General features: G+C 34.2%; 26 protein-coding genes, 2 pseudogenes and 3 riboswitches. Of the genes and pseudogenes, 23 read left to right on the top strand and 5 right to left on the bottom strand.

From position 1 onward, the window contains the following. The 4 genes from JFL43_RS19870 (at position 1) to JFL43_RS19855 (ending at position 4069) form a co-directional block, all read left to right on the top strand. Complete coding sequence (locus JFL43_RS19870; RefSeq protein ID WP_200750356.1) at positions 1-633, top strand: response regulator transcription factor; 633 nt, start codon at positions 1-3, stop codon at positions 631-633. A 132-nt stretch (positions 634-765) separates the two neighbouring features. After that, on the top strand, positions 766-1698 hold the full coding sequence (locus JFL43_RS19865) for an ABC transporter ATP-binding protein (protein ID WP_200750355.1): 933 nt from the start codon (positions 766-768) through the stop codon (positions 1696-1698). Positions 1699-1709: 11 nt separating this feature from the next. Continuing rightward, the gene (locus JFL43_RS19860; RefSeq protein WP_200750354.1) at positions 1710-2966 is read left to right on the top strand and encodes an ABC transporter permease; all 1257 of its coding nucleotides are present in this window, start codon (positions 1710-1712) and stop codon (positions 2964-2966) included. After that, entirely contained in the window at positions 2963-4069 is a 1107-nt protein-coding gene (locus JFL43_RS19855) for an ABC transporter permease (RefSeq protein WP_200750353.1), read from the top strand. Before JFL43_RS19860 ends, JFL43_RS19855 begins: the two co-directional genes overlap by 4 nt. Before the next feature lie 579 nt (positions 4070-4648). Here JFL43_RS19855 and JFL43_RS19850 read toward each other — a convergent pair. Beyond that, positions 4649-5059, bottom strand: coding sequence for a hypothetical protein (locus JFL43_RS19850; RefSeq protein ID WP_200750352.1), 411 nt, complete (start codon positions 5057-5059; stop codon positions 4649-4651). A 458-nt stretch (positions 5060-5517) separates the two neighbouring features. Between JFL43_RS19850 and JFL43_RS19845 the strand changes: the two genes are divergently transcribed. Continuing rightward, entirely contained in the window at positions 5518-5715 is a 198-nt protein-coding gene (locus JFL43_RS19845) for a hypothetical protein (RefSeq protein WP_200750378.1), read from the top strand. Between the two features lie 402 nt (positions 5716-6117). Here JFL43_RS19845 and JFL43_RS19840 read toward each other — a convergent pair whose 3' ends face one another. After that, positions 6118-6321 carry a DUF7832 domain-containing protein gene (locus tag JFL43_RS19840; protein ID WP_456119774.1) on the bottom strand — a complete coding sequence of 68 codons (204 nt, stop codon included), beginning with the start codon at positions 6319-6321 and terminating at the stop codon, positions 6118-6120. A gap of 32 nt (positions 6322-6353) precedes the next feature. On the opposite strand from JFL43_RS19840, the gene JFL43_RS19835 reads away from it, so the two are divergent. The 6 genes from JFL43_RS19835 (at position 6354) to ribH (ending at position 12718) form a co-directional block, all read left to right on the top strand. Beyond that, positions 6354-7175, top strand: coding sequence for a YwqG family protein (locus tag JFL43_RS19835; RefSeq protein ID WP_200750350.1), 822 nt, complete (start codon positions 6354-6356; stop codon positions 7173-7175). Positions 7176-7589: 414 nt separating this feature from the next. Continuing rightward, the gene (locus JFL43_RS19830; protein WP_200750349.1) at positions 7590-7994 is read left to right on the top strand and encodes a VOC family protein; all 405 of its coding nucleotides are present in this window, start codon (positions 7590-7592) and stop codon (positions 7992-7994) included. A 411-nt stretch (positions 7995-8405) separates the two neighbouring features. Beyond that, a riboswitch (FMN riboswitch) is annotated at positions 8406-8541 on the top strand. 146 nt (positions 8542-8687) lie between these two features. Further along, positions 8688-8821: riboswitch (FMN riboswitch) on the top strand. A 187-nt stretch (positions 8822-9008) separates the two neighbouring features. After that, positions 9009-9144, top strand: a riboswitch (FMN riboswitch). 156 nt (positions 9145-9300) lie between these two features. After that, complete coding sequence (gene ribD, locus JFL43_RS19825) at positions 9301-10389, top strand: bifunctional diaminohydroxyphosphoribosylaminopyrimidine deaminase/5-amino-6-(5-phosphoribosylamino)uracil reductase RibD (protein ID WP_200750348.1); 1089 nt, start codon at positions 9301-9303, stop codon at positions 10387-10389. 3 nt (positions 10390-10392) lie between these two features. Beyond that, positions 10393-11031 carry a riboflavin synthase gene (ribE, locus tag JFL43_RS19820; RefSeq protein ID WP_200750347.1) on the top strand — a complete coding sequence of 213 codons (639 nt, stop codon included), beginning with the start codon at positions 10393-10395 and terminating at the stop codon, positions 11029-11031. Between the two features lie 18 nt (positions 11032-11049). Beyond that, complete coding sequence (locus JFL43_RS19815) at positions 11050-12240, top strand: bifunctional 3,4-dihydroxy-2-butanone-4-phosphate synthase/GTP cyclohydrolase II (protein ID WP_200750346.1); 1191 nt, start codon at positions 11050-11052, stop codon at positions 12238-12240. A gap of 13 nt (positions 12241-12253) precedes the next feature. Further along, complete coding sequence (gene ribH, locus JFL43_RS19810) at positions 12254-12718, top strand: 6,7-dimethyl-8-ribityllumazine synthase (RefSeq protein WP_200750345.1); 465 nt, start codon at positions 12254-12256, stop codon at positions 12716-12718. A 45-nt stretch (positions 12719-12763) separates the two neighbouring features. Here ribH and JFL43_RS19805 read toward each other — a convergent pair whose 3' ends face one another. Continuing rightward, complete coding sequence (locus JFL43_RS19805; RefSeq protein WP_200750344.1) at positions 12764-12943, bottom strand: hypothetical protein; 180 nt, start codon at positions 12941-12943, stop codon at positions 12764-12766. A 212-nt stretch (positions 12944-13155) separates the two neighbouring features. On the opposite strand from JFL43_RS19805, the gene JFL43_RS19800 reads away from it, so the two are divergent. From JFL43_RS19800 to JFL43_RS19785, 4 genes are all read left to right on the top strand, one after another. Beyond that, positions 13156-13296: a hypothetical protein gene (locus tag JFL43_RS19800; protein ID WP_200750343.1), complete on the top strand. Its 141-nt coding sequence runs from the start codon at positions 13156-13158 to the stop codon at positions 13294-13296. 622 nt (positions 13297-13918) lie between these two features. Then, positions 13919-14128, top strand: coding sequence for a cupin domain-containing protein (locus JFL43_RS19795; protein ID WP_200750342.1), 210 nt, complete (start codon positions 13919-13921; stop codon positions 14126-14128). Beyond that, positions 14125-14481 carry a hypothetical protein gene (locus JFL43_RS19790; protein WP_200750341.1) on the top strand — a complete coding sequence of 119 codons (357 nt, stop codon included), beginning with the start codon at positions 14125-14127 and terminating at the stop codon, positions 14479-14481. The genes JFL43_RS19795 and JFL43_RS19790 overlap by 4 nt, the downstream gene beginning before the upstream one ends. A gap of 259 nt (positions 14482-14740) precedes the next feature. Then, on the top strand, positions 14741-15118 hold the full coding sequence (locus tag JFL43_RS19785; protein ID WP_200750340.1) for a hypothetical protein: 378 nt from the start codon (positions 14741-14743) through the stop codon (positions 15116-15118). Positions 15119-15515: 397 nt separating this feature from the next. Here the strand turns inward: JFL43_RS19785 and JFL43_RS23115 are convergent, their stop codons facing one another. Continuing rightward, positions 15516-15641, bottom strand: coding sequence for a hypothetical protein (locus JFL43_RS23115; RefSeq protein WP_267907825.1), 126 nt, complete (start codon positions 15639-15641; stop codon positions 15516-15518). A 195-nt stretch (positions 15642-15836) separates the two neighbouring features. Here JFL43_RS23115 and JFL43_RS19780 point away from each other — a divergent pair, with 195 nt between their 5' ends. The 7 genes and pseudogenes from JFL43_RS19780 to JFL43_RS19755 form a co-directional block, all read left to right on the top strand. Further along, positions 15837-18926, top strand: coding sequence for a hybrid sensor histidine kinase/response regulator (locus JFL43_RS19780; protein WP_200750339.1), 3090 nt, complete (start codon positions 15837-15839; stop codon positions 18924-18926). Then, positions 18904-19029, top strand: coding sequence for a hypothetical protein (locus JFL43_RS23110; protein ID WP_267907823.1), 126 nt, complete (start codon positions 18904-18906; stop codon positions 19027-19029). Before JFL43_RS19780 ends, JFL43_RS23110 begins: the two co-directional genes overlap by 23 nt. 356 nt (positions 19030-19385) lie before the next feature. Next, entirely contained in the window at positions 19386-20135 is a 750-nt protein-coding gene (locus tag JFL43_RS19775; protein WP_200750338.1) for an aminoglycoside phosphotransferase family protein, read from the top strand. A gap of 697 nt (positions 20136-20832) precedes the next feature. Further along, positions 20833-21356 (top strand): annotated as a pseudogene (locus tag JFL43_RS19770) (2OG-Fe(II) oxygenase). 89 nt (positions 21357-21445) lie between these two features. Continuing rightward, complete coding sequence (locus JFL43_RS19765) at positions 21446-22066, top strand: bifunctional transcriptional activator/DNA repair enzyme AdaA (RefSeq protein WP_200750337.1); 621 nt, start codon at positions 21446-21448, stop codon at positions 22064-22066. 1 nt (position 22067) lies between these two features. Beyond that, positions 22068-22601 carry a methylated-DNA--[protein]-cysteine S-methyltransferase gene (locus JFL43_RS19760; RefSeq protein WP_200750336.1) on the top strand — a complete coding sequence of 178 codons (534 nt, stop codon included), beginning with the start codon at positions 22068-22070 and terminating at the stop codon, positions 22599-22601. A 33-nt stretch (positions 22602-22634) separates the two neighbouring features. After that, positions 22635-22889, top strand: a pseudogene (locus JFL43_RS19755) (radical SAM protein); the annotation flags it as partial. A gap of 344 nt (positions 22890-23233) precedes the next feature. On the opposite strand, the gene JFL43_RS19750 reads toward JFL43_RS19755, so the two are convergent. Beyond that, positions 23234-23920 carry a DNA alkylation repair protein gene (locus JFL43_RS19750; RefSeq protein ID WP_200750335.1) on the bottom strand — a complete coding sequence of 229 codons (687 nt, stop codon included), beginning with the start codon at positions 23918-23920 and terminating at the stop codon, positions 23234-23236. A gap of 271 nt (positions 23921-24191) precedes the next feature. On the opposite strand from JFL43_RS19750, the gene JFL43_RS19745 reads away from it, so the two are divergent. Next, entirely contained in the window at positions 24192-24635 is a 444-nt protein-coding gene (locus JFL43_RS19745; RefSeq protein WP_325166715.1) for an Mbeg1-like protein, read from the top strand. The last annotated feature ends 588 nt before the right edge of the window (positions 24636-25223 follow it).

Here is a 25223-nt window from a genome sequence, read left to right as displayed (position 1 = left end):
ATGGTACATATATTAATTGTTGAAGACCAAGCAATTGTGAGAAATGGACTCAAAATGATTGTAGAGCAAGAGCCTGATTTTGAAATTGTTGCAGAAGCAAGTAATGGTATTGAAGCATTAACTGCCCTTGAAAACCATCATATTGATCTAGTATTAATGGACGTCCGAATGCCGGAAATGAATGGAATTGAAGCAACGAAACGTATACGAGGTCGATTTCCTCATATTAAAATTTTAGTGCTAACAACATTTGATGATGAAGAATATGCCTTTCAAACATTAAAGGACGGTGCTAATGGATTTTTGTTGAAATCGGCTGAGCCACATAAATTAATTAGTGCCATCTATAGTGTACTTGAGGGTGGGCTAGTTTTACATGAGGATGTCGCCGCAAAATTAATGCCTAAATTATTGCAGAAAACGTCTCCATCACAACAAGTACATACTTTAACTGAACGCGAGCTTGATGTGGTAAAGCTTGTAGGTGAGGGGAAAACAAATAAAGAAATTTCAGAAGTGCTGTTTTTATCAATTGGAACGGTGAAAAATTACATTACGCATATTTTACAGGAACTCGATTTAAGGGACCGGACACAGCTTGCTATTTATGCAGTTAAGAATGATCTCGTATGAGTAATTAATGAAGCGGCGATTATTTCGTCGCTTTTTTATGTGACGGAGGTCATATTGAATTGTGACTTCAGCTAGTCGGCAATTGGATTATTTTCCTTTATAGTTAAAGTATGAAGAGAGGGGTTTTCATAAATGATTGAAGTAGTGGATTTAACGAAGACATATAAAAAAATAACTGTGGTCGATCACATGAATCTATATATTGAGCCAGGTGAAATCGTAGGGCTACTTGGTCCAAATGGTGCTGGGAAATCGACAGCCATTGCAATGATATCAACGCTTATCAAACCGACAAAGGGCGATGTTTTACTTCAGCAAAAAAGCGTTATAAATGATCAAAGTGCTTTGCGTGAAGTTCTGGGTGTCGTTCCACAAGAAATAGCGTTATATAGTGATTTAACGGCCCGAGAAAATTTGCAGTTTTTTGGCAGCATTCATAAAATGCCGAAGACTAAATTGAAAGAGCGAATTGATGTTGTATTAGAGGAAATCGGTTTACAAAATGAACAGAAAAAGCTCGTCAAACATTACTCTGGCGGTATGAAGAGGCGTCTAAATATTGGTGTGGCTCTTTTACATGAGCCTGAATATTTAATCATGGATGAACCAACTGTAGGTATTGACCCACAATCACGGAACCACATTTTAGAGACAGTGAAGAAATTAAATGAACGATCCAATACGGCTATTATATACACTAGTCATTACATGGAAGAAGTCGAATTTTTGTGTAATCGAATTTACATTATTGATAAAGGCCGTGTAATTGCTTCTGGCACAAAAGATGAGATTAAAGCTATTTTGTCTTCAGAGAAAACCATTAGACTAAAACTTGAAAAGCCTTCTAAACAACTTGTTGAGGATTTAACGATGCAGCCGATGTTATCAAATATATTAGCTAAAGAAGCAGAGATTACTTTTACAGTAGCAAAAGATACAAATTTTCTACCAATGATATTAACCTTATGTGATCAACAAAAAATTGCATTAAAAAGCTTTCAAATAGAAGAGCCGAGTCTTGAAGATGTATTTTTACACTTAACAGGTAGAGCATTACGAAACTAGGAGGAGAGCCAATGTTTTTTGCGCTTATAGTAAAACAACTAAAAATATTGAGTAGAAACCCTTTAGAATTGCTTGTTCTTCTGTTAATGCCTGTTGTATTAATAACAATTTTAAGTGTTGCGCTTGGACCAATTATGGACGGTAATGGAGAAATGTTAGATTTGCAGATAGCTATCGTTCAACATGATGATGAAGAAGCTCAGTTAGAAACCTTCCTACAAAAATTAAGTGAAAGCATGCCAATTGATGAAAAGCTGAAGCACAACATACAGCAAATGCTTCCGGTAACGTTATTGTTAAATCAATTAACTGGAAATGAAGAATTAAAGCAATTTATAAAAGTGAAAAGGCTAGATGCCGATGAACTAAGAGGAGCAAGAAAAAGTGGAGACTATGACGTGATTATCGACGTTCCAAAAAATTTCACTGATGAGTATCTGACGTCTGCTTTTTTATCTGGTAGCAAGCCATCATTAAATGTCTACTTAGATGAAGACCAGCCTGTTACTTCATCGATTAGTAAAAGCATGCTAGATTATTTCCAACAACAATATTCATTACTAACACAGTTGAACAATTCTAAAAACTTTGACGCTGCAGTAACGATTCCTAAAATTGAAGTTGCATCAGATATTGAAACAATCGCAAATCAAGAGAGTATCACAGCGAAAGTTTATTATACATTTAGTATGAGTGTCATGTTCATCTTATATATGGCTAGTACTATAGCAAGTCTTGCATTTTTAGAAAAAGATATGCACATTTTTGATCGGATTGTATTAGCACGTATTCATCCAATAACTTATTTGGGTAGTATCATTGTATCTACAATTCTACTAGCAATGATTCAGATGACTATTTTGTTTACAGTTTCTCATTTTATGTTTGATACTCAATTTGACCAAGTAGGATTATATGTACTTATTACATTACTTCTGGCCATTATTGTAGGTGCTTTAGCAGCATTATTGTCAGCGATAAATTATAGAAACAATTCGGCGGGGGCTTCAAATGTATTTTCTGCAGCAATAATATCTATTCTTGCTTTGGTAGGTGGGAGCTTCATACCTGTTAGTCAACTATCTTCATTTTTATCAACACTTGGAAAATGGACACCGAACGGAGCAGCACTTGAAGCTTATTTGAAACTTCAGCAACATGCCACATTTCTTGATATTCAGAAGTATGCCTTCAACTTAAGTATGTTAGGTCTTGTTCTCCTAGTTTTAGCGTTTGTACTCTTTCCTAGAAGAGGAGGTATATCATGATTAATATTCTAAAGGCGAAATTTTTATTATTAAAAAGAAATCCAGTTGCTTATATTGTAACGACTATAATCATTTGCATATTTACTTATTTAATGGGGCTTGGACAGGAAACGAAGGAACCCATCGCCTTATCTTCTACCCTAAATAGCGAACAGAATACGGAAATGATCAAAGAGTTACAAAAACTATCGCAATATGATTTCACAATGTACGAAGAGAAGGAAGCACTTAAACAAGTTAAAGTTGGCAAAGTTGATGTTGCTATTTCTTTGAAGGATGAAGGTTATAAACTCATCGTTGCGGCAGATTTTATGGATGGTCCCATGTTGGGGAATGAGTTGAATACGATATACAGCCAGATATTATTAAAGCATGCGATTATTCAATCGTCACCTGATGAACAACAAGAGCAAGTGACAAATAAAATAGAGGAAATTCAAGATGAACCAAGTTTTAATATTGGCTATAAAAACTTGGGTAACGAAAATGGAGTAAAGTGGGACCAGAAATTGCGTAGCTTATTTGGTTTTACATTATTTATGGTGATTTATACGATTGCGAGCGGCGTCAATCACATTGTCATGGAGCGTAGGAATAGAATTTGGGAGAGGATCACTGTGTCAGCTATCCCAAAATGGAAAGTATATTTGGCAAATTTAACTTATAGTTTCTTACTTGGATACTTGCAAATCGCTCTAGTACTTTCTATTTTTTATTTCGGTGTGGGAGTCGATTTCTATGGTGGCTTTTGGAAGAGTTTAATCGTCGTGATTCCATATGTACTTTGTATTGTGTCACTATCAATATTCATAGCTGCAATTGCAAATACACCTGGGAAATTTAACGCCTATATGTCTATATTAGCAGTTCCGCTAGCAATGCTTGGTGGAGCATACTGGCCTCTTGAAATAGTAACATCGGAAATAATGCTAGCCTTGTCAAAAATTACACCGATAAAGTACGGAATAGATTTATTAAATGGCGTCACTGTGAATAGTAGTTCAATAGGTGATTTATTATATCCATTTAGTATTTTACTATTCATGACGATCATCTTCATGGGGATAGGGATTAATGTTTTGGAGAAAAAAGAACAGATCTAAGTGTTTTCATAAGGGGTGCCTACATTTCGATTGTGGGCATCCTTTACTTATTTTCAAGCAAGAAAAATATGAGAATTTAACGTCTAGCAGCAGAAGAATTATTTATTTCTCAACCGGCTGTGACAAAACACATATAAAATTCGGGAAAATATTTAAATATACAATTATTTACTAGGTGGAATTGATCCATCCATCCTTTTAAATCGAAATGGGGAGATGTTTGTTTCAATTGCCCAGGAAATAATAGGTACATATGACAAAGGTCTACATCGATTTACTGTTTAAAGTAGATGTACTAAAGGTAAGTCATCACGGAGAAGTGCTAAATCGCATACAGAAATAGTCAATCTATTTCATTCAATCATATAGAGAATACACAACAATTTGCGGATATCCTAAGACAATTAAAAAGGGGCGGTCAAATAAATATAATTCTGATCCTATAAGCTCAATTTTGAAAGCCAAGAATGTTGATTTAACAGCATTCTTGGTTTCTTTATCTGTTTTTTGATTTACCCCTTTTCGAATACCAACCTTTTGGATAACGGAAAATAAATAATAGATTTGTGAATTTTTAAATCACCAATTTAAAATTACCGTTAGTCCACAACAACCATTTTCATTCAAACTAATTCTAATACTGTCCGGTGTATATTTAGTATTGAAAGTAATGGTGATTCCTGTTGAAGCAATTAATTTATCGACTTCAGTTTTATTCGAAAGTTGTGCAGCGTTTATTAAATCATGTGCAAATTGCTCTGACAATGCAATTTTATCTACAAGTAAATGAGCTTGTTGCATGATTTTCTGAATCTCTTTCGCTGATGTCTTAAACTTATGTGTATCTACAGGGGGAAATGGGCTGGTTTTTATTGAGTTCGTCGGCATTGCTAGATGTCTAGGAATTTGAGTAGGTGAAGATTGATTTGACATAATCCACTGTGGATATTGATTTGAATAGAGAAAATACGGATAAGGACTGAAATACAACTGGATTCCTCCTAACCAATAGTTAATATCTTATCTTATGAATTACAATGGCGTTAGGTGTAAACGGTGATATTTCGTCCGAATCAGAATACCGATTATTCTTATAGGCTGTCACTGAACATATATAACCAGTTATGAAACGGACGGAAAATAGCGCGGGAACTTTTCTGCTTTGTACTCAAAACCTAATTCACGAAATGGTTGTTGAATCGCATTTACAATGGATTAAGTATTGCCATGGCCACCTGCTAAATGGAATGATATAGAAATAATTAAAAAGTTAAAAATTGGTAACTATTTGGACTTAGATGATTAAAAAAGAAGCAGTCGCTTTAATACTACTTGTTAACACCAACTATTAGTGAAACCTGCTCTCTTCAAATCGAAATATAACGAGAAAATACTAAGAATAAATCACAATGAATTGAACAAATTATAGTGGATGGAGGTGATCAATATTGGCGAAAAATAAAGATGAAAATAATAGGGCGAAGATGAAAAGGGAATTAGGTCGTGAAGAATTTGGCTATGGATATGACCTGAGCCCAGATGACTTTGATGTCATTGGACAAAACAACGAAGCGCATAAGCAACATAATCATGAAGATAAAGAAAAGCCGAATAATAAAAATAATGCTAGAAGATTGAACGAATAAGTAAGTAAAATGAGAAAGTATCACGTATGAGGCGATTATAAATTGTTTCACACGTGGTACTTTTTTGTTTTTTCAAATTATCACGGAAATAAAGCAACTGCGAAATGTTAGTGTCTATAGTTCAAACCTTTATTAGAAGCTACTTGGGAACGAATTGTTTGAATCATGTGGAATATTGTGAGGGAATGGCCCGAAACTTATTTTTTCCTGTAAAGAGCTACTAAAATGTAAGTGATTCAAATATTTCTCCAATGATACCTTTCAATTGATGAACCCCTAATTCTGTATTTGTCATAATGACTACAACTGTCACTAAATATAGATATGCCACCATCATACATTGAAAAACGATACCCCAACTAGCGTTCCAGTTAGTTGAATAATTATTTTCAAATAGTTCTCCTAATTGCCTGCTACATTGTACAAAGATTCTATTTCTGGGAAAGTTTCTTCGTAATCATGTGAAAATAAACCTGTTTCAAAATTGAAATACTCATTAGCAAATTCGATTCCTGCATTGTTTAACATATTATCCGCTAATACACAATCCCAATTCATATATATGGGTTCCAGTGATTTCACTTTATCTAGATGATATTGTAAAATGATAGTACAGTTTTAAATAAGGGGTGCTAACATTGTCTTTACAGCATATTTTCGAAAAATTACCACTACATATAGGTAAGCAAATTATGAACTCCTCAAAGCCATTTATTGCGTTAAATGTTGCAAACAGCGGAGAACTTTCTTTAACGGCTTCTAAAGTGGGGGGCTTTGGTTATTTTCCAAAGAATAAACCATTTCCTTCAAATTCTGAAGGATTGCCATTGTCTTTATTAGCGCAGCTGAATTTAACCGAATTACCATCGCTACCGAATTATCCTACAACTGGTATTTTGTCTTTTTATGTAGATTTTTATGACGATTTGATTGGAATGGATTTAGAAAACTACAGAAATCGCACAGGTTTTGCCGTGCATTATTTTGAAGATGCATCAGAAATGTCATATTCAAAAGAGGAGCAAGCCGATTTTTATACAACAGAACCTGAATATGTAGTCGTAGATGGGGAATACAAATTGACGGGTGAACATCGAGAGCTATTACTATTACAAGATTGTTTTGAGTTTGAGCAATATTATGGTCAGAATATTTATGAACTGTATGAAGCGCATTTTGGTGATGAAGCAGATGATATCTTGGATGAAATATTTGACTTTCTGACAGATGCTCAAGGTGATGGTAAAATAGGTGGTTACCCAAATTTTACACAAGAAGATCCTCGTAATTACAAAGAAGATTTACAACAAGATATATTGCTATTTCAACTAGACTCTTGCTGCAGTGAAGAGATAGAAATTATGTGGGGGGATTGCGGTATCGGCAATTTCTTCATTAATCCAGATGATTTAAAACGTAAGAATTTCGAGAATGTTTGGTATAATTGGGATTGTTCTTGAGTGTGAGCGTAAATTGATGTTCCTGTTGGTTAGTTATCGCTATTGTACGATTGATTAATACAACTTCATTTTACTATTTTGATACATAAAATTGAAAATCTGAATCGCAGTATGTATAACAATGGAGGATTATTTCTAAGTCAGAAAATGGGCTTAGAAATATCTTCTTTTGTTATTTTTACGGAAATTTCTAGCCTTTATGAAGGATCAAATGTAAGTACATGATAAAATAGTAACATCTATATTAGAAAAGTTGATGGGAAATAAAAGTGCAATTGCGAGATGATCCAGAGCAGAGGCAAATAAGAGGGTTAGTCAAACTATATTAAACCAATTGAAGCCATTAATTTCAGAGATGCTGTATCAGTTAGAAATCTGAGTGTGATTGTTTATGTAAAGAAGGGACGATTCACTATGAAGAAGAGTTTTGTACACCATATTTGTATACAGACAAATCATTATGAGAAATCTATAAAGTTTTATACGGAAGGTTTAGGTTTTAAAAAAGTACAAGAATCGCAGGATTTCCACGAGCGTGCTTACAATACTTGGCTGCAAATTGGTGATTTTTATATTGAACTGCAGACTGGGAAAAAGGGTGAGCAACTAAGAGCTGGGGATGCAAATAATCAAGGATTAGCACATTTTTGTTTGTGGGTCGATAACTTAACTGCCGAAGTAGCGCATTTACTGCAGTTACAAATGCAATTCAAGATGAAAGATGGAGAATATATTTATCAAGTTGAAAATGGAGCTCTATGTAAAGTGATTGCTCCTGAAGGAACGATCGTAGAACTTCGTGATCAGCGTGGTATGTAATAATATACTAAAGTAAATCAATTGCTATTTATAGTAAAATGAAAGGGTCTGAGAAATAGATGGATTGGAAAAAATATTTTATTCTACTAATACCGTGTATTATTATTGGAGGGTTGCTATTATGGATTTTACCGGCAAATCAACTATCCTATGTTTTAGCAGTTCCACTAGTGTTTTGGGTTGTATATTATGTATGGATCTACATTGAAAGGAAAGTGAAGAAGTCGTGACTGAATACTCGAATTCAGATTTTTCAATGGTTTAGCCAAAAATAATAGAAGCTGATGAAAGTGCATAATATCAACCTTTATCATCAATTTGAGTATTAGTTGCCATCGAAAATGACACTAGAATTTTAAAAAGCCCTAGTTTTTATTTAAGTAAAGTGCTATGGTATTTACATACAATAAAATAATCCTTCGGGGTCGGGTGAAATTCCCAATCGACGGTGATGAAGAAGATCTTCTAAGCCCGTGAGCCTTTTTAAAAGGCAGGATTTGGTGCGAATCCAAAGCCGACAGTATAGTCTGGATGGGAGAAGGATGTAGAGAATATCATAGTCTTATTAAATTTATATATATTTAATGGGTTTATTTGCTTATGGTAATTTTATATCTCCTATCAACTCTGTAGTGATCTATGGGGTTTTTTTGATGCCATAAATCTCGTTTTATTGTTTACAATTTCATATGTAATATCCTTCGGGGTCGGGTGAAATTCCCAATCGACGGTGATGAAGTAAAGCTTCTAAGCCCGTGAGCCTTTTTTAGGCAGGATTTGGTGTGAGTCCAAAGCCGACAGTATAGTCTGGATGGGAGAAGGATGTAGAAAATATCAAAGTCTTATTAAAATTTTTCATTTTAATAGGTTTATTTGCTTATGGTATTTTGGACAGCTCCTATAAAACTCCGTAGAAATCTATGGAGTTTTTTTGTTTTATACAAGTCGAGCTCGTAAGCGTTGTCGGGTGTAAACGGGCACTCTGCGCTTTTGTTCGGTAAAAAATTGAATATGTACGTCCTTCGGGGTCGGGTGAAATTCCCAATCGACGGTGATGAAGAAGATTTTCTAAGCCCGTGAGCCTTTTTTTAAGGTAGGATTTGGTGTGAATCCAAAGCCGACAGTATAGTCTGGATGGGAGAAGGACAACTAGATAAAACGCAATTTCCTTTTGAAAAATGGTATTTCAATAGGTTTATTTAGCGATGCGTTTATCTAAAATTCTTCCAAACTCCCTAATTTAATTAGAGAGTTTTTTATTTTTCAATCGAGCAGTAGGAGATTGCTAATAGGGAGGTTGATCACAATGAATGACATGTATTATATGGATTTGGCATTAATGTTAGCGGCAGTAGCCGAGGCTCAAACGTCGCCAAATCCTGTAGTTGGAGCGGTAGTCGTAAAAAATAATGAAGTAGTGGGAATGGCTGCACATCTAAAAGCCGGCACTCATCATGCGGAGGTGCATGCACTCAACATGGCGGGAGAAAATGCAGCTGGCAGTACAATATATGTCACTTTGGAGCCTTGTAATCATTTTGGCAAAACACCACCTTGTACGATGGCCATTATTAATGCCGGTGTGAAAAAAGTAATTGTTGCAACACTAGATTCAAATCCAAAAGTATCTGGCGCTGGTGTTACGAAGCTAAGAAGTGCTGGCATCGAAGTCGAAGTTGGCATTGGTGGGGTACAAGCCGAAAAGTTAAATGCTACTTACTTTTATTTTATGAATCATAAGCTTCCCTTTGTCACTTTAAAGCAGGCCATCACATTGGACGGCAAAATTGCTACCGTTTTTGGTCGCAATGAAAATATTACAGGTAAAGAAGTGCAAAAGGATGTTCATCAAGCTAGAGCTAGAACAGATGCGATTTTAGTTGGAGTCGGTACGGTTTTAAAGGATGACCCACTACTGACAAATAGATATGCAGAGAGTAATAAGCAACCGGTTCGAATTATATTGGACACGCATTTAAGAACCCCCTTGAAAGCTAAAGTTGTTACTGATCAAACAACACAAACATGGATTGTTGTTGGAAGTGATGTCACGACAAGTCAAATCGCAGAATTTGCTCGGCCCAATGTGGTTATTATCCAACTTGCAACTAGAACAATTGTGATTCGTGATGTCCTAGAAGAACTTGCAAGACGAAATATTGTCACGCTCTATGTTGAGGGCGGTCAACGTATTAATACGAGCTTTATCCATTCCGGTTTAGTAAATGAAATGATTACTTACATAGCGCCGAAATTAGTTGGTGACCAGGCCGGTATTGGAATGCTCGCAGATTTGAATGTAAAAAGCATGAATGATGCTGTCCAATTAAAGCTACAGCAAGTGAAGCAAATTGGCGAAGTGATTAAAATGACATCAATTGTGGGGTGTGGATGAGGAATGTTCACAGGAATTATAGAAGCTAAAGGGAAAATCACGGCGATGACAAAAGACATTGAGAGCATGAAGCTAACAGTTGAAGCTCATGAAATTATGTCGGATATTGGGCTTGGTGATAGTGTTGCAGTTAATGGTATTTGCTTAACGGTTTCGCATTTTACTAAGCACGACATAACGTTAGATGTCATGTCTGAAACGGTGAAAGCGACAACGATTCAAGCATTCAAAATAGGGCATGTAGTGAATTTAGAAAGAGCGATTACTGCGAATGGCCGATTTGGCGGTCATTTTGTTTCAGGTCATGTTGATGGCACAGGCACAATCATAAAAAAAACGAAGCAAGCAAATGCCATATACATTGATATCTCTATAGCTAGAGAACTGAGTCAATTTTGTATACCAAGGGGCTCCATTGCAATTGATGGAACGAGTTTGACTATTTTCGATAAACAAACTGAAAAGCTAACTGTCTCACTTATCCCACACACATATCGTGAAACTATATTCGCTTTGAAAGAAGTGGGCCAACAAGTGAATATCGAAACGGATATGCTTGGCAAATATATTGTCCATCAATTGAAAAATAACGACGGTTCTTCAACGATTACAATGGATTTTTTACAGCAAAACGGATACTAAACAAGGCGGTGAATGACAATGTTTAACTCAATTGAAGAAGCATTAGAAGACTTGAAAAACGGCAAAATGATTATCGTCGTTGATGATGAGAATCGTGAAAATGAAGGGGATTTAGTAGCACTTGCAGAATATGCGACGCCAGAAAATATTAACTTTATGGCTACGTATGCTCGTGGACTCCTTTGCACACCGATAACAGAAAAAATGGCTTCAGACCTAGATTTGCATTCGATGGTATTTAATAATACAGACCATCATCAAACGGCCTTTACGGTAAGTATTGATCATGCCGATACAAGTACAGGTATTAGTGCGTTTGAGCGCTCACTAACAATTTTACAATTATTAGATTCTGGTGCCAAAGCGGATGATTTTAAAAGACCGGGTCATGTTTTTCCATTAGTAGCAAAAGAAAACGGTGTATTAGAAAGACCAGGTCACACAGAGGCTGCAATCGATTTGGCTAAAGCATGTGGCGCGATTCCCGCAGGCATTATATGTGAAATTATGAGTGATAGTGGGAAAATGTCTATTGGACAAGAACTAATAGACTTCGCTAAAAGACACAGTTTAAAAATGATTACGATTAAAAGTTTGATTCAATACCGCTATAACAATGAAAAGGTAGTAACAAGAGCAGCTGAGGTACAACTTCCAACAAGCTATGGTGAATTCTCAATGATTGGCTATGAAAATAACATCGATCAGTGCGAACATGTTGCACTTGTGAAAGGTGATGCAAGTACGGTTCCTGCACCGATTGTCCGCATTCATTCTTCTTGTTTAACTGGTGATATCTTTCATTCTGAAAGATGTGATTGCGGCCCTCAATTACAGCAGGCACTAAATGTCATTGAGACGGAAGGTACAGGGGTTGTGCTTTATATGCAGCAGGAAGGTCGAGGTATTGGACTTATTAATAAACTGCGCACTTATGAATTACAGGAGCAGGGCTTTGATACAATCGAATCCAATCTAAAATTAGGCTTTCCAGCAGATGCACGAGATTATGCATTAGCCGCTCAAATGTTAAAGGATTTAGGGATTTCTAAAGTACGCTTACTCACAAATAACCCAGATAAAATACAGGGACTAAGTGAATATGGCATTGAAGTTGTAGAACGATTGCCGATTAAGATAGCAGCTGTAGAAAACAATTCGTTTTATTTAGAAACTAAAAAAAACAAGATGAATCATCTTATTTCGTAAAGGGGACATTAAAATGGGAAAAGTATTTGAAGCACAATTAATCGGAACAGATTTAAAGATTGGTATCGTAGTTGGACGATTTAACGAGTTTATCACAAGTAAATTGTTAGGTGGCGCAATGGATGGCTTAGTACGCCACGGCGTTTCGGAAGACAATATTGATGTTGCATGGGTGCCAGGTGCATTTGAAGTGCCCTTTATTGCAAAGAAAATGGTTGAAAAAGGCGATTATGATGCGGTGATTGGTTTAGGGACAGTCATTCGCGGTTCAACTACGCATTACGATTATGTATGTAACGAAGCAGCAAAAGGCATTGCGAACGTTTCTTTAAGTACAAATGTACCTGTCATTTTTGGTATTGTCACAACGGAAAATATTGAACAAGCAATTGAACGTTCAGGAACTAAGTCGGGTAACAAAGGCTATGATTCAGCAATTGCCGCAATTGAGATGGCTAATTTACAGCGATTGTTTTAAAAATAAGGCACTTCTACAAATTTTGTAGAAGTGCCTTTATTTCATTTAATTATCAAATCCAGCGGCAGCCATTAACATGAACATACCTATTATGAAGCAAGTAATCGTTAAAATTTTTGCTTGTCTTGCCTCACGCTTATTTCCTTCATGGAGATATTCTATAAAAGAAATTTTAAAATAATAGCTTAATATTAAAAATAAAGCTGTGCCAAGCCCATAAATCATACAATCACCTCTAATGGAAAAAATCTTCATTATTATCGTACCAAAGTAAACCTATTTTGCAAATAGGTCTGTAGTGATTTAACAAAGTTAGGGAGCAGAGCATAAGAAATGCTGTAAACTAATAGAGAGCACTTAAAAATTTATTTTATAACAATGAAACTTTTCCAATATTCGCCTAGTCTAACTACAAAAAATAAAGGGAGACAAGCGAAATGGGTGATATAGAGAAAGAAGCTCGCTTGCAGCAGGCGATGGATGATTATGGCGATTATATAGTGCAGCTTTGTTATACGTATGTGCGTGACTGGGGCGCATGTATTAACTATTTTCCGTATATTAAAAATAGGTTCTAATGCTTATGCAATAAAGGAAGAAGTAAAAGGAATGCAAAATGGGACAGAGATACTTCTTCAATCTTCTATATTTGGAAACAATAATACTGAGATTACAGGTAGGGTTGCCACAATTGTTGCAAGTAAATAACTAGCTATAAATACCCTATTGGTATATATTTTATTGAGCAACTTTTCGAATTAGATGAGATTTTGCCAAACTTATTAAAAGATACAGTGGTTTATTTTGAATCTAGTCATGATATCATTCGACAGGTTTGATTCGAAAAATTCTATTGTAACAATGTTAGTACCCAGAGTTACATCACAAACTATTTGTAAGCAACAGTTTGTATAGTGTAAGAATATAGTCATAAAAAAATAGTAAACTTTTCACTAGTGTTGTATAAATATTTTACAGAAAATTCAATCTTTTATTATTGAGGTTGAGAGCCAAAAAAGTGAACACCTCAATAAAGGTGGCTCCATCCATTTGTTTTTTACAATTCCCTGTTTTTAAGCCGTCTCTACAAAGGAAGGTTTTTGGGAAACTAGGGTAGAGAATAGTATACTTATCAATTTCAGTATTTAGTCCAATATTATTCTTCAAGGTTGTCCGTTATATTGTACTTGAGGTGATTGGATGGAGAATGTTAATCTTCAAGCGTTAATGGAGTCAAATACAAAATTCGAAAAAGTATGGGAAAGTATAGACCGAAACCATCGTATATTGTATTTTCAAATTGATGAGGACGATGAGGGTATTCCGGCTCATTTTCATCCTTATGGTGAAGATAGCGCTATAATATTACAGGGAGAGCTTACTTATGATATAAGTTTTGAACATCAGTGAAAGCTATTGAAAATGAGATTGTATTTGGATGGACGAATTATGTACATGGTTATCATAATAATAGCCATAGTCCGTTACATATACTTATATTCGCAACACCTGAACAAAATCCGTGTGTATATGAAAAAAACGAACTTATTATATACAAAGATAAGAGCGTTCGAAAGGCAAAACTTACTCAACATTTTGAAAAAAGCTCTTCAAGTCGTATGAACTTTTCGGTAGGAATCATTGAAAAATACAAGCCTAATATTTTAGTTTATAATTGGAATATAAAGGAGTTAAAAGAAGTAACGCCAAGTGAGCACTATCCATTACTGAATCAAGGCTGTTTAAATATTTACTTTCAATAAATAAGTAGCATTTATTGAAATATTAGAATTTCTTATATTTCACTTTCGGTAGCAATTATTAAATATTCGCTACCGAAATAATTAATCTTTTTTATAAAACAAAATAGCCATTGACATAATAGACCACGTATTTTGATTAAACTTTTTTCAAAATCCGTGGTTTATTATTATTATGCAATCAACGTTTTAAGACTATTTTTAATCAAACTTTATTTTAAACCAACAATCATATGACTATCGGGTCGAAAGTTTAAAACGGTTGCTGGGAATTGATGCAGAGGGCCGTAAAAATCCACGAGAGCATCTCACGACAGTAACAGAAGTAGCTGAGCAAGTTGATTTGTCGGAAAAATTAGAAATCATTAGTAAGGTATTTAATCAAAGGCTGCATACTAGCCTGAATGTTTGCTTAGGTCTAAAAACTGTACAAACTGTTGATATATCTATATTTAAAGAGGGAGTGTTATATATGATAGATATGGAGTTTATTATGCTTTTATTCGTTTTTATAGTTACTATGATTATTACTTCCACCTTAAACATATTTTTAAAGACGACTGGAAAAATACATTGGCTTATTTCTTTTTGCCTAAGTGCTCTTGTAGCATTATTTGCAGTGGCGCTATTAGGTTACTGACAACATTTGTCCTCAGACAACTTATCTAATCGATTTTTTACAAGACAACCCAAACTTATTCAGCTGTCTTCTGTATGTGATATACGTATATTAGAAGAAGCAGAATGATTACAATCTATGAACGTAACCAATTCATCAATATTGGATCTTAGAGTTAGCAATTCAATCATTGCAAAAGGATTATCCTCGATTATCGGTATTAAAAATATATATTGAGGAAGTAGGGTTCAATCGCTTGAAGCAACAAGAGATAAAGATAGGATCAGCTTAATAAATAGTTAGGCGTTTTCATACTACTATTTCGGATTGGTAAAAAAGAGTGAAAAAGAATGTAATTATTCTTTTTCACTCTTTTTTTGAATATTTGTAGTATAAAATGAGTTTTGTATTAACCTCGTCAGTCTATATACAATGAAAAACTAAACCCGCCTAATTTACGGCCGATTCCAGATGCGACGAAAAACACTGTGATATCTTCTTTTTTCACTAGAGCTTGGACAATATCTGTTGTAAACTGATTCATAGGGAAGACCTCTTTTCTTGGAATTGTTTGTGGTGAATTAATTCTACAAGAAAGGTCTTCCTTTTTCTATTTATTCAATTACACAAAATATTTTACACTCTCTTATTCGTTTACAATAAGATTAATCAAACTCAAGAAACAGAAATGGATTAATATAAGTAACTTACATTTTCAACTTAGACAAAGAGGTGCGATATGAAAAGAAAGCTGTTTATTGCTGGTTGCATTGGTATTTTTTTATTCACAGTTATTAGTAGTTTTAGTTATTTTAATATTTTCGAACCGAATGGGCCTGATGCAAAAAACGGTGTACTAGACTTGAGTAATTGGAATTTTGAAAGAGATGGAAATGTAAATTTAAATGGTGAATGGCAATTTTACGCGGGGGATTTAATAACACCTGATAAAAAGCCGTATACTTTTGATGAATATAATCAAAAATTGACTACTATCCATGTACCAGGAAATTGGAATAAGCAAAATATAGAACAATATGCTACATATCGATTACTTATCAAGTTGCCAAATGAAGGGACATACGGATTCAAAACGGATATAATTCGATCTTCTAGCCGATTATTTATAAATGGGGTAGAGGCTGGTGCAAAAGGAAACCCTTCAAAGAATATGAGGATAAATCAGTATAGTGATGAGAAGTATGTGGCATATGGAGCGGGCGAAGACAAGGAAATAGAAGTTGTTATTCAAGTAGCCAATCTAGATTATCATGTTGCAGGCATTATCTCTCCACTGAAATTTGGGACAGCAAAGGATATTGAAGTATCAAAAACTATGGATGTTATATTGGATACGGCTCTTTTTGCAGGCTATTTCCTATTGTTTATTATGTATTTAGTAACCTATTTGCAACGAAAAAAAAATTTCTATGAATTGTACTTTAGCCTATTTTGCTTCTTCCAAGGATTTTATATTACTACATTAAATGAGCAGCTATTTTTTATCCAAATGCCTGATCTATCTTGGCTTAATCGAGCGTATTTCCAATTTACATTTATTCATCTAGCCATACTATTCTTTCTGTTATTTATATATGATTTCTTTAAACAGTATACAAATAAGAAAATTGTAATTTTTATATGTAGTTTATTAATTGTTCAGGAGCTTATAGAGGGTATGCCAAATCCTATAATAGGGTTATTAGCTCCTCCTATAATAGTCGAGAAAATGGTAATTATTTCAATTTTAGGGTTGAGCTATGGATACATAGTATATATATTACTAAAGGCTTTATTGAAAAAAGCGGAAGACTCTGAGTATATCTTGATGATAGTTACATCGTTTGGGTGTTATGTTTTATTAATCGGATTACACTTTTTGTTTGAGGTGAAAGTTAAATATGGGCCCGTTTTTCTGTTTTTAACAATGGTAATTGGCCTATCATCTTTAATAGGTTTTCGTCACCAGCGTGCTTTTACAGAAGTTGATCGTTTATCTAAGGAATTACTTCGTTTTGATGAAGCTAAGGACGATTTTTTAATAAAAAGCTCTCATGAATTACGGACACCATTACACGGTATTATCAATTTATCAAAATCGTTAATGGAAGGTAATGAAGGGGCACTAAAAAAAGAACAACAAGAAGTCGCTTTTTTAATTCACACAGTAGGTAAACGGTTAGCGAATTTAGTAGAGGATTTAATATATGCTGGAAAGATCAAGCGTGGGGAAGTAAATATTTCACCTACTCCAGTCAATGTCTATATTGTCGAGGAGATAATATCTGAGGTATTTTATTTAATACCGACTTCGAATAATTTAGAATTAGTTAATAAGTTTCCATCAAATTTACCATTAATCTATGTAGATGAATACAAGTTAAAACAGATCTTCTTTAATCTTATTTACAATGCTATTAAGTACACGAAACAGGGGGAGATTACACTTTCTGCAAAAGTGCAGAATGGAGAAATGGTCATCTCAATTACAGATACAGGCATAGGTATTGAGAAAGATCATATTAATCAAATTTTCACCTCATTTTATCAAGTAAAGGGAATTGAATCAGAAGGTATTGGTCTAGGATTAAGTATTACTAAGCAATTAGTGGAAGCATCTGGTGGGCGCATTTGGGTTACTTCAAAAATCGGAAAAGGATCTTGTTTTACTTTTACGATTCCTTTGGCAAACGAATCACAGTTGAAAGAGATGGATAACTCAGAATATTTGCGAACTGAAAAAAGAAGTATGTCTCTAACAACAAAAGAACAAGCAGTTTCAAAAGTATTTTTAGATGTACCGGTGAAAATTGAAGGGAAAAAAGGGTATACCATTTTAGTAGTAGATGATGATCATTCTAATTTGAGAATATTAGTGAATTTCATCCGATCTCTAGACTATACTGTGATTGCAGTTGAGAGCGGTGTAGACGCCCTTAAAATAATAGAGAATGAATCCGTTGATCTAATGTTATTAGATTTAATGATGCCGAATATGTCAGGTTTTGAAGTTTGTAAAATTGTAAGGGAAGAACATTGTTTACTCGAACTTCCAATTGTCATCTTGACGGCTGCTGGGCAATTAACAGATTTGATAATATCCTTGCAAGGTGGGGCAAATGACTTTTTACAAAAGCCAATTAATCTGGAAGAATTACAAGTCCGCATAGAATCATTATTATCAATGAAAGAATCTTCAAGGGAAGCAGTGAAAAATGAATTAAATTTTTTATCTGCACAAATAACACCACATTTTTTATACAATACATTTAATACGATTATCGGATTGAGTTATAAGGATGAAGAAAAAACGCGAGAGGCGCTACAATATTTGTCCACGTATTTCCGTGCAAAATTAGATTTTAATGCTCAAAATAGCTTAATCCCATTAGAAAATGAAATAGAATTAGTGAAAGCGTATCTATCCATTGAAAAGATGCGTTTTGGTAATAGATTAACTATTGAATATGATATTGACGAAACGATAGAAGCACTGATCCCTTCAATGACCATTCAGCCACTTGTTGAAAATGCAGTTCAGCACGGAATCGCCAAAAAGCCTAATGGAGGGACAGTAAAAGTAACGATAGTGGAAACTACAGCAGGTGTCAAAATAATGATTGAAGATGATGGCGTAGGAATCCCTATCCAAAAGCAAGATGAGTTAATGAATGAACGAAGTACACGAATAGGCTTTTCAAACCCATTTAGAAAGCTGAAACTTATCAAAAAAGCGTCATTTTTATTAGAAAGCAATGAAGGAGAAGGGACAAAAATCACGATAATAGTACCACTGGGTCAAATTGATGAGAGTTCTATTAATCGATGATGAAGAAATTGCTTTAGAAGTGTTAGAGATTATGATTAGTAATATAGAAGGACTCGAAATTGTTGGCAAATATACAAACCTGCTTCGCTCCTCAATTATTTAACCTTTTCTATGTTTGATAAATTTTCACCTCTCACTGAATTTAGCATAAATATGGATCTGTAAGACGCATAGAATATGTAAAGAAGCAGAACACAATAATCCACTTTTATAGAGATCATAATGAATATGTTCCTCATTACAACTTCGCTTTAACATTAAATTAGGAAGGGGAAATCTAATTTTCAAATGCCTACAGGTTGCCTTTGTGGGTACCTTTTCTGTTGTATAATAGAATTATAGAACAGGCATTATGTGAAAAAAAACTAAATTGAATAGTGGTTTTTTTGGGTTTTACCATATGTGGCATTACTGTATTTAGGCTGTTGTTTAGAAAAGTTATTTAGGGAGAGATGACAAATGAATTTAGGGAATCCGGTAGCAATAGGAAACACAGCAAAAATATATCTGTATGACAACAAGATTGTCAAAATATTTAATGACTATTTGCCGGATACGGAATCGTCATATGAAGCAATTAAGCAAAAATATGCTTATTCGTGTGGACTTTCTGTTCCTAAAGTATTGGATGTCACAAAGTTAGATGGGAAACAAGCTATAATAATGGAATATATTAAGGGAAGAACATTAGGTGATCTCTTATCTGAAAACATGAAACACGCAGAATATTACATGAATATTTCCATTGATATACAACAAAAAATCCATATGGTTAATGCAGATTTACTTGAACCAATGTCTGATAAATTACGGCGTCAAATTGAATCAGCTCATAATTTGGATAAAAGACATAAGTCTCATTTAATACAAAAATTGGATTCGATGACATTTGAGAATAGGCTTTGTCATGGAGATTTCCATCTATTTAATTTAATTATGTCAGATAACAAAGTGACAATTATAGATTGGGTTGATTCCAGCGCAGGAGATATACGTGCCGACATATATCGGACGTATCTTTTGTATTCGCAATTTTCAGCGGAATTAGCTGATCTGTATTTGCGACTTTATTGTGAGAAAAGTGGATTGTCAGAATGCGACGTTTTTCAATGGGCTCCAATCATTGCAGGAGCAAGATTAGCTGAAAATGTATCATCAGAAAAAACTGAACGTCTTATGGAGATAATAAATCATTACTGTCCTTACTAGTTTAGCTATCATAAGATGATTTTAAAAGCTATAACAGTAGAAATCCAATAAAGCAGTTATTTTCTATGAAAAAGAAATGAATAACATTTTAGAAATAGATAAAGAAGTAGAAATTGCTTATATCAAAATTTTAACTTCTCATTTAAATAGTAGAATTATTAAAACAGAGGAACTAGAAGAAAATTTTGATTTCGAAATAGATTTAGCTTCATAAAATAGAGTTAAAGGAATTGAAATTTTTGGCGACACTTATATATAGGTGTCAGTCATTCAAACTAACTCGTTAGTTCCAACAATTGGTACAATTTATCACTTGTAAAACGATAAAAAAGTTCGTACAAATAAAATTTAATGGAATACATATTTTAGAGTGTGTATATTTGAGATAGGGGAAAAGAAAAAATATTGAATATTTCAATTATGATGTGTTTGATTTAATTAACCGCTAATCAAAGATGTCTATTAAAATACTTATCATAAAGGAGCATTCAGTTATTTTGTCTGAATTGCTCCTTTTTAGTAGCCTTTAAATATTCAGTAATTGTAATTATCCTTTTCATAGTTGCTTAAAAAGTAAATAAAAAGGGTTTACAGAGATAGTTCTGTAGTAATTTCTGGCTCATTAATGCTACGAAGAAGTTGTACCATCACCCCAAAAAGAAGAAGTTTACTTTATCACATGATAATTTAATTAATTTTGTTATCTGACTATTCCATTCCATATCCATTACCTGAAATAATCCAAAGTTTAAGAGAATCTTTTTATCCAGAATTGGCTAAAATGGCAAATAGATGGTTGGGTTATTTGAAGGAATCTGAACAATTTCCAGTTATTCTTTAGGGTTTTTTGAGAACATGTGAAGAATATGAACAGACTAGACCCACACCCTTAATTTTAAAGTATGAAAAAGATGGATATAATTGTATGCACCAAGATTTATATGGAGACGTCTATTTCCCATATCGGGCTGTATTTATACTGAATCAAAGAAATCAAGACTATTCCGGAGGAGAGTTCTTATTAGTGGAACAAATTCCAAGGGCACAAAGCAGGGGGCATGTGATTACTTTGGAACAAGGCGCTGCGCTAATTTTCCCTACTAACCATAGACCTGCTCTTGGTAAAAAGGATATTACAAAAATACGGTTCGTCATGGAGTAAGTACGGTTACTTCTGGAGAACGATACGGTCTCGGCATTATTTTTCATGACTCTAAATAAAATCTTAAATTTCATTATCTTGCTATTCTATCCTCAGAATCGTACATTCTACATTTATAAGGGGTATATTGTAAGAAGAGGTGAGGGTAATGCCGGACAGTTTCAATAATGGATTTCGAGAGAGTCGTAATCAAGGAGTTTTGAACAACATGGAAATGATGACAAATGAAAAGTGGCAAGCAATTATAAAAAATGACGCTTCATACAATGATCAGTTTTTCTATGCTGTAAAGACCACGGGGATCTTCTGTAAACCATCATGTAAATCACGCGTTCCGAAAAGGAAAAACGTACGAATATTTCAATGCGCAGAACAGGCTCTTAATTCAAATTTTCGACCTTGTAAACGTTGCAAGCCTACTAATGAGAGATTACCTGATAGTGAATGGGTAACTCTGATCACTGAATACATTGATAAGAATTTTACAGAAAAATTAACACTAGAAAGGTTAGGGGATATTGCTCACGGGAGTCCCTATCATTTACATCGAACGTTTAAAAAGATTAAAGGCATCACGCCAGTTGAGTATATATATCAGGTTAGATTAAACGTGGCTAAAGAGCACTTGATTAAAACAAATAAAACTATTTCGGATATCGCCATATGTGTAGGTATACCAAACACGTCCTATTTTATTACTTTATTTAAAAAGAAAATCGGACATACACCAGCACAATATCGTCAAATGAAAAAAACGGAGGGAATGTAAAATGGAATCAAATCATACACCAATCATTTATTGGTCTTTGCTAAAGTATAAGGATTGGAATTTTCATATGGCTTCGACATCTAAGGGGCTATGCTATGTTGGTTCACAAAATAAACCATTCGAGGAAATGTCAGAATGGGCTATGAAATGCTTTTCGGGGAGCCCTCTTATTGAAGATATTGAAAAGAATCAACGTTATGCTGCTGAAATTATTGAGTATCTAGAAGGGAAAAGGACAACGTTTACTGTTCCATTTGATTATAATGGAACAGCATTCCAACTGGCAGTTTGGAATGCTCTTTGTGAGATTCCTTATGGACATACTAAGTCTTATTCTGGCATTGCAAATGACATAAACAAGCCATCCGCGGTTCGTGCTGTAGGTACAGCCATTGGCGCTAATCCAATTTTAATCACTGTTCCATGCCATCGTGTAGTAGGAAAGAATGGATCGTTAACAGGCTATCGTGGTGGCATAGAAATGAAGACGCAACTCTTGGATTTGGAAAGACGAGGTTCATCTAGCAATGAGTGATATTCATGTACAAGTACTGGAAGTGTTTTAGTCATGAAAAGTAAAGTATTCTACAAAAACCCGAAAACCATTCTTAATAAAGGTACAGGTTTTCTTTCTGGATATACTCATTCACTGAATCCTTATACAGGTTGTTCGTTTGGCTGTTCATATTGTTATGTTCGTCAGATGCCTGTATCTCTTTTTCGAGAAGGTGAATGGAGAGATTGGATTGATGTGAAGAACGGGGCAGCAACTTTACTAGGTAAAGAACTTCATAGATCGAAAGCAAAAGGGAACAAGAGAATTAAGGCGTATCTTTGTTGAGACGTACGGAATCAGAATTGTTAAAAATGGCAGTACCTCACACTCAAAAGGAGCTTCAAGCACTGATGAACATGCTTACTACAGTGAGAATATTGAACAACTTTAAAGAGCCTTGCTACATTTGAAGCGTAGTAAGGCTCTATTATTTTATTTCAAAATTAAATGACTTTATAATCTCTATATATTTTAAACGATGGTTGGATATGGAGAATTTCAGATAGCCAGTTTATCACATATCCAAACGAATTAGAATGAATATAGAGGTTCCTTGAAAAGTGATTCCTTAATGTGATTTGGAGATATATTTCATAAGCCAATTTACTTTTCTATCGCCGTTTCATATCACGGATAATCTTCTTTGTATCTTTCTCCACACGATTAGATTCCGTAATTTTTTGCAAGGATTTATTATAAGTAAAATCGTCCAGTGAGTTGTTGTTTTTCAAATATGCCATTGTAGGATCAGGATGCTTCACATAACAGATAGAGATTGCCCATGCAACTCCCATTTTGGCATAAAAACCTTCATGCTTTACACGATCTAGCAGGATTAATACCCTGTCGATATATGTTGGCTCAATGTAAAAGTCAAGAAGCATGACTACACCAAAGCGGATGTCATATTCTTTCTTAGAGCACAAATAAGGCTTTAAAAACGCCCATACACGTTCCTTATTGTCCTTAGTAAATTTAAGACCTGTGCAAAAGCTGTCACATACCGACCAATTATCAATTTTGGGCACAAAAGCAGCTACATAATATAAAATCTCTTCTATATCTGTCTTAACATAACCAATGACCATCCCTTGCAGCATAATTTCCTCAAAATATTCATCTTCTGCATTTTCAAGATAAGTACGCCAGTCACCCTTAGCAATTTTTTTGGCTATTTTTCGAAGCTCTGGCAGTCGAATACCTAAAACATTGTTAATATTCGGTATAAGCGCGGCTGAAAATTTCTGATAATCTGTATCAATGAGTTCAAAGATTTGTTTTCTAACTGTATGTTCCATTGATGCTCTCCTATTTGATTTATTTCAGTACCTTTACTGAGCTAGGGTTTGTGTTTACATCTAACAATTTCACTATAACTGATTCTTTTTCCAAAAAAACAAGAATTGAATGTAAAAGCAAGATATCGAAATGATTTTATCAATTAACATCACTAGTGTTGCGTAAAAACGACAGAAAATTCTGTTTATTTACCTTTATGGTTTAGAGCCAAAAAGTGAACACTCCAGTAAAGAGGAGTGGCAGGACTTTCTAGTAGATTTCTTACAAGTAGTGGAAAACATTGGAGGTTTACAAATTGGTGAGGCTGTTGATTATGTTAGAGAATTAATACAAACTGATTCTGAAATGATGAGTCATATGTATATTACAGGTCATTCACTTGGTGGGTACTTAGCACAATATGTACAAAGCGAAATGATTGATGAAAATTTACCTTGGGTTGAATCATTCGCAGTGACATTTAATGCGCCAGGTTTTAGTCCTAGTATCAATTTTGCTGATATTGCACATCAAGCAAAAGTAATCAAAAAACGTGCTAATGATAAACTAAAAAAATATGATGATCTTATAGTTAATCATCGTATTAACCTAGATATTATAAGTTTTTTTGGAGATGACTTAGGAACGGTGTATACTTACAGTACGGTTGAAGGCAGTATGAATCCTTTATATTATCATAGTCTAGATCGCTTCAAAGAAGTAAATTTAAAATAGAAGTGTTTCTAATAAGGTCACTATACCCTGATAGGAAAATAGCTGGTTTTTTTATGAATATTTAACAGTGAATTTTATGAATTACAAATAAATATGAACTGAACTTTACTTTTTGTCCCTGGTTACAAGAATGCTGGTACTGGTCCAATAATAAAGTTTTTGAGAAGAGTGAAATTTTGATAATTCGCTGAAGATATGAATTTTCAATAATTTGAACGTAAGCAGTGGAATAAAAAGTGTAGGACGGGATCCTAGTAAATGGAAAAAAGAGTGTTATCTCAATCGAGAATAAGAGCAAAAAAATAAGATAACCTCCTATTATTGGGATTCAATATATTTAAAAGACTATTAAAAGTCCTCCAGATTGTTTAACTGGAGGACTTTCGTGTTCACATAATTATCGTTATTGGAAGTTGATTAATATTAGCTTATTTGTCTTATAAGTTAAATCGAGAACAATTAGATGTACAGAGATAATAAAGTTGTTTTAAAAACGCCGGTCATGTTATTCAGCAATTGGGCCAGATTATGGAGTGACTTTATTAATTATTTCGTTAAGATTGTGAAGAAGTGTACTTATGCCAACGT

Origin of the sequence: Viridibacillus soli (genome assembly GCF_016612995.1) — a bacterium.
GTDB classification, from domain to species: domain Bacteria; phylum Bacillota; class Bacilli; order Bacillales_A; family Planococcaceae; genus Viridibacillus; species Viridibacillus soli.
This window is presented reverse-complemented; position numbering and strand designations above follow the sequence as displayed.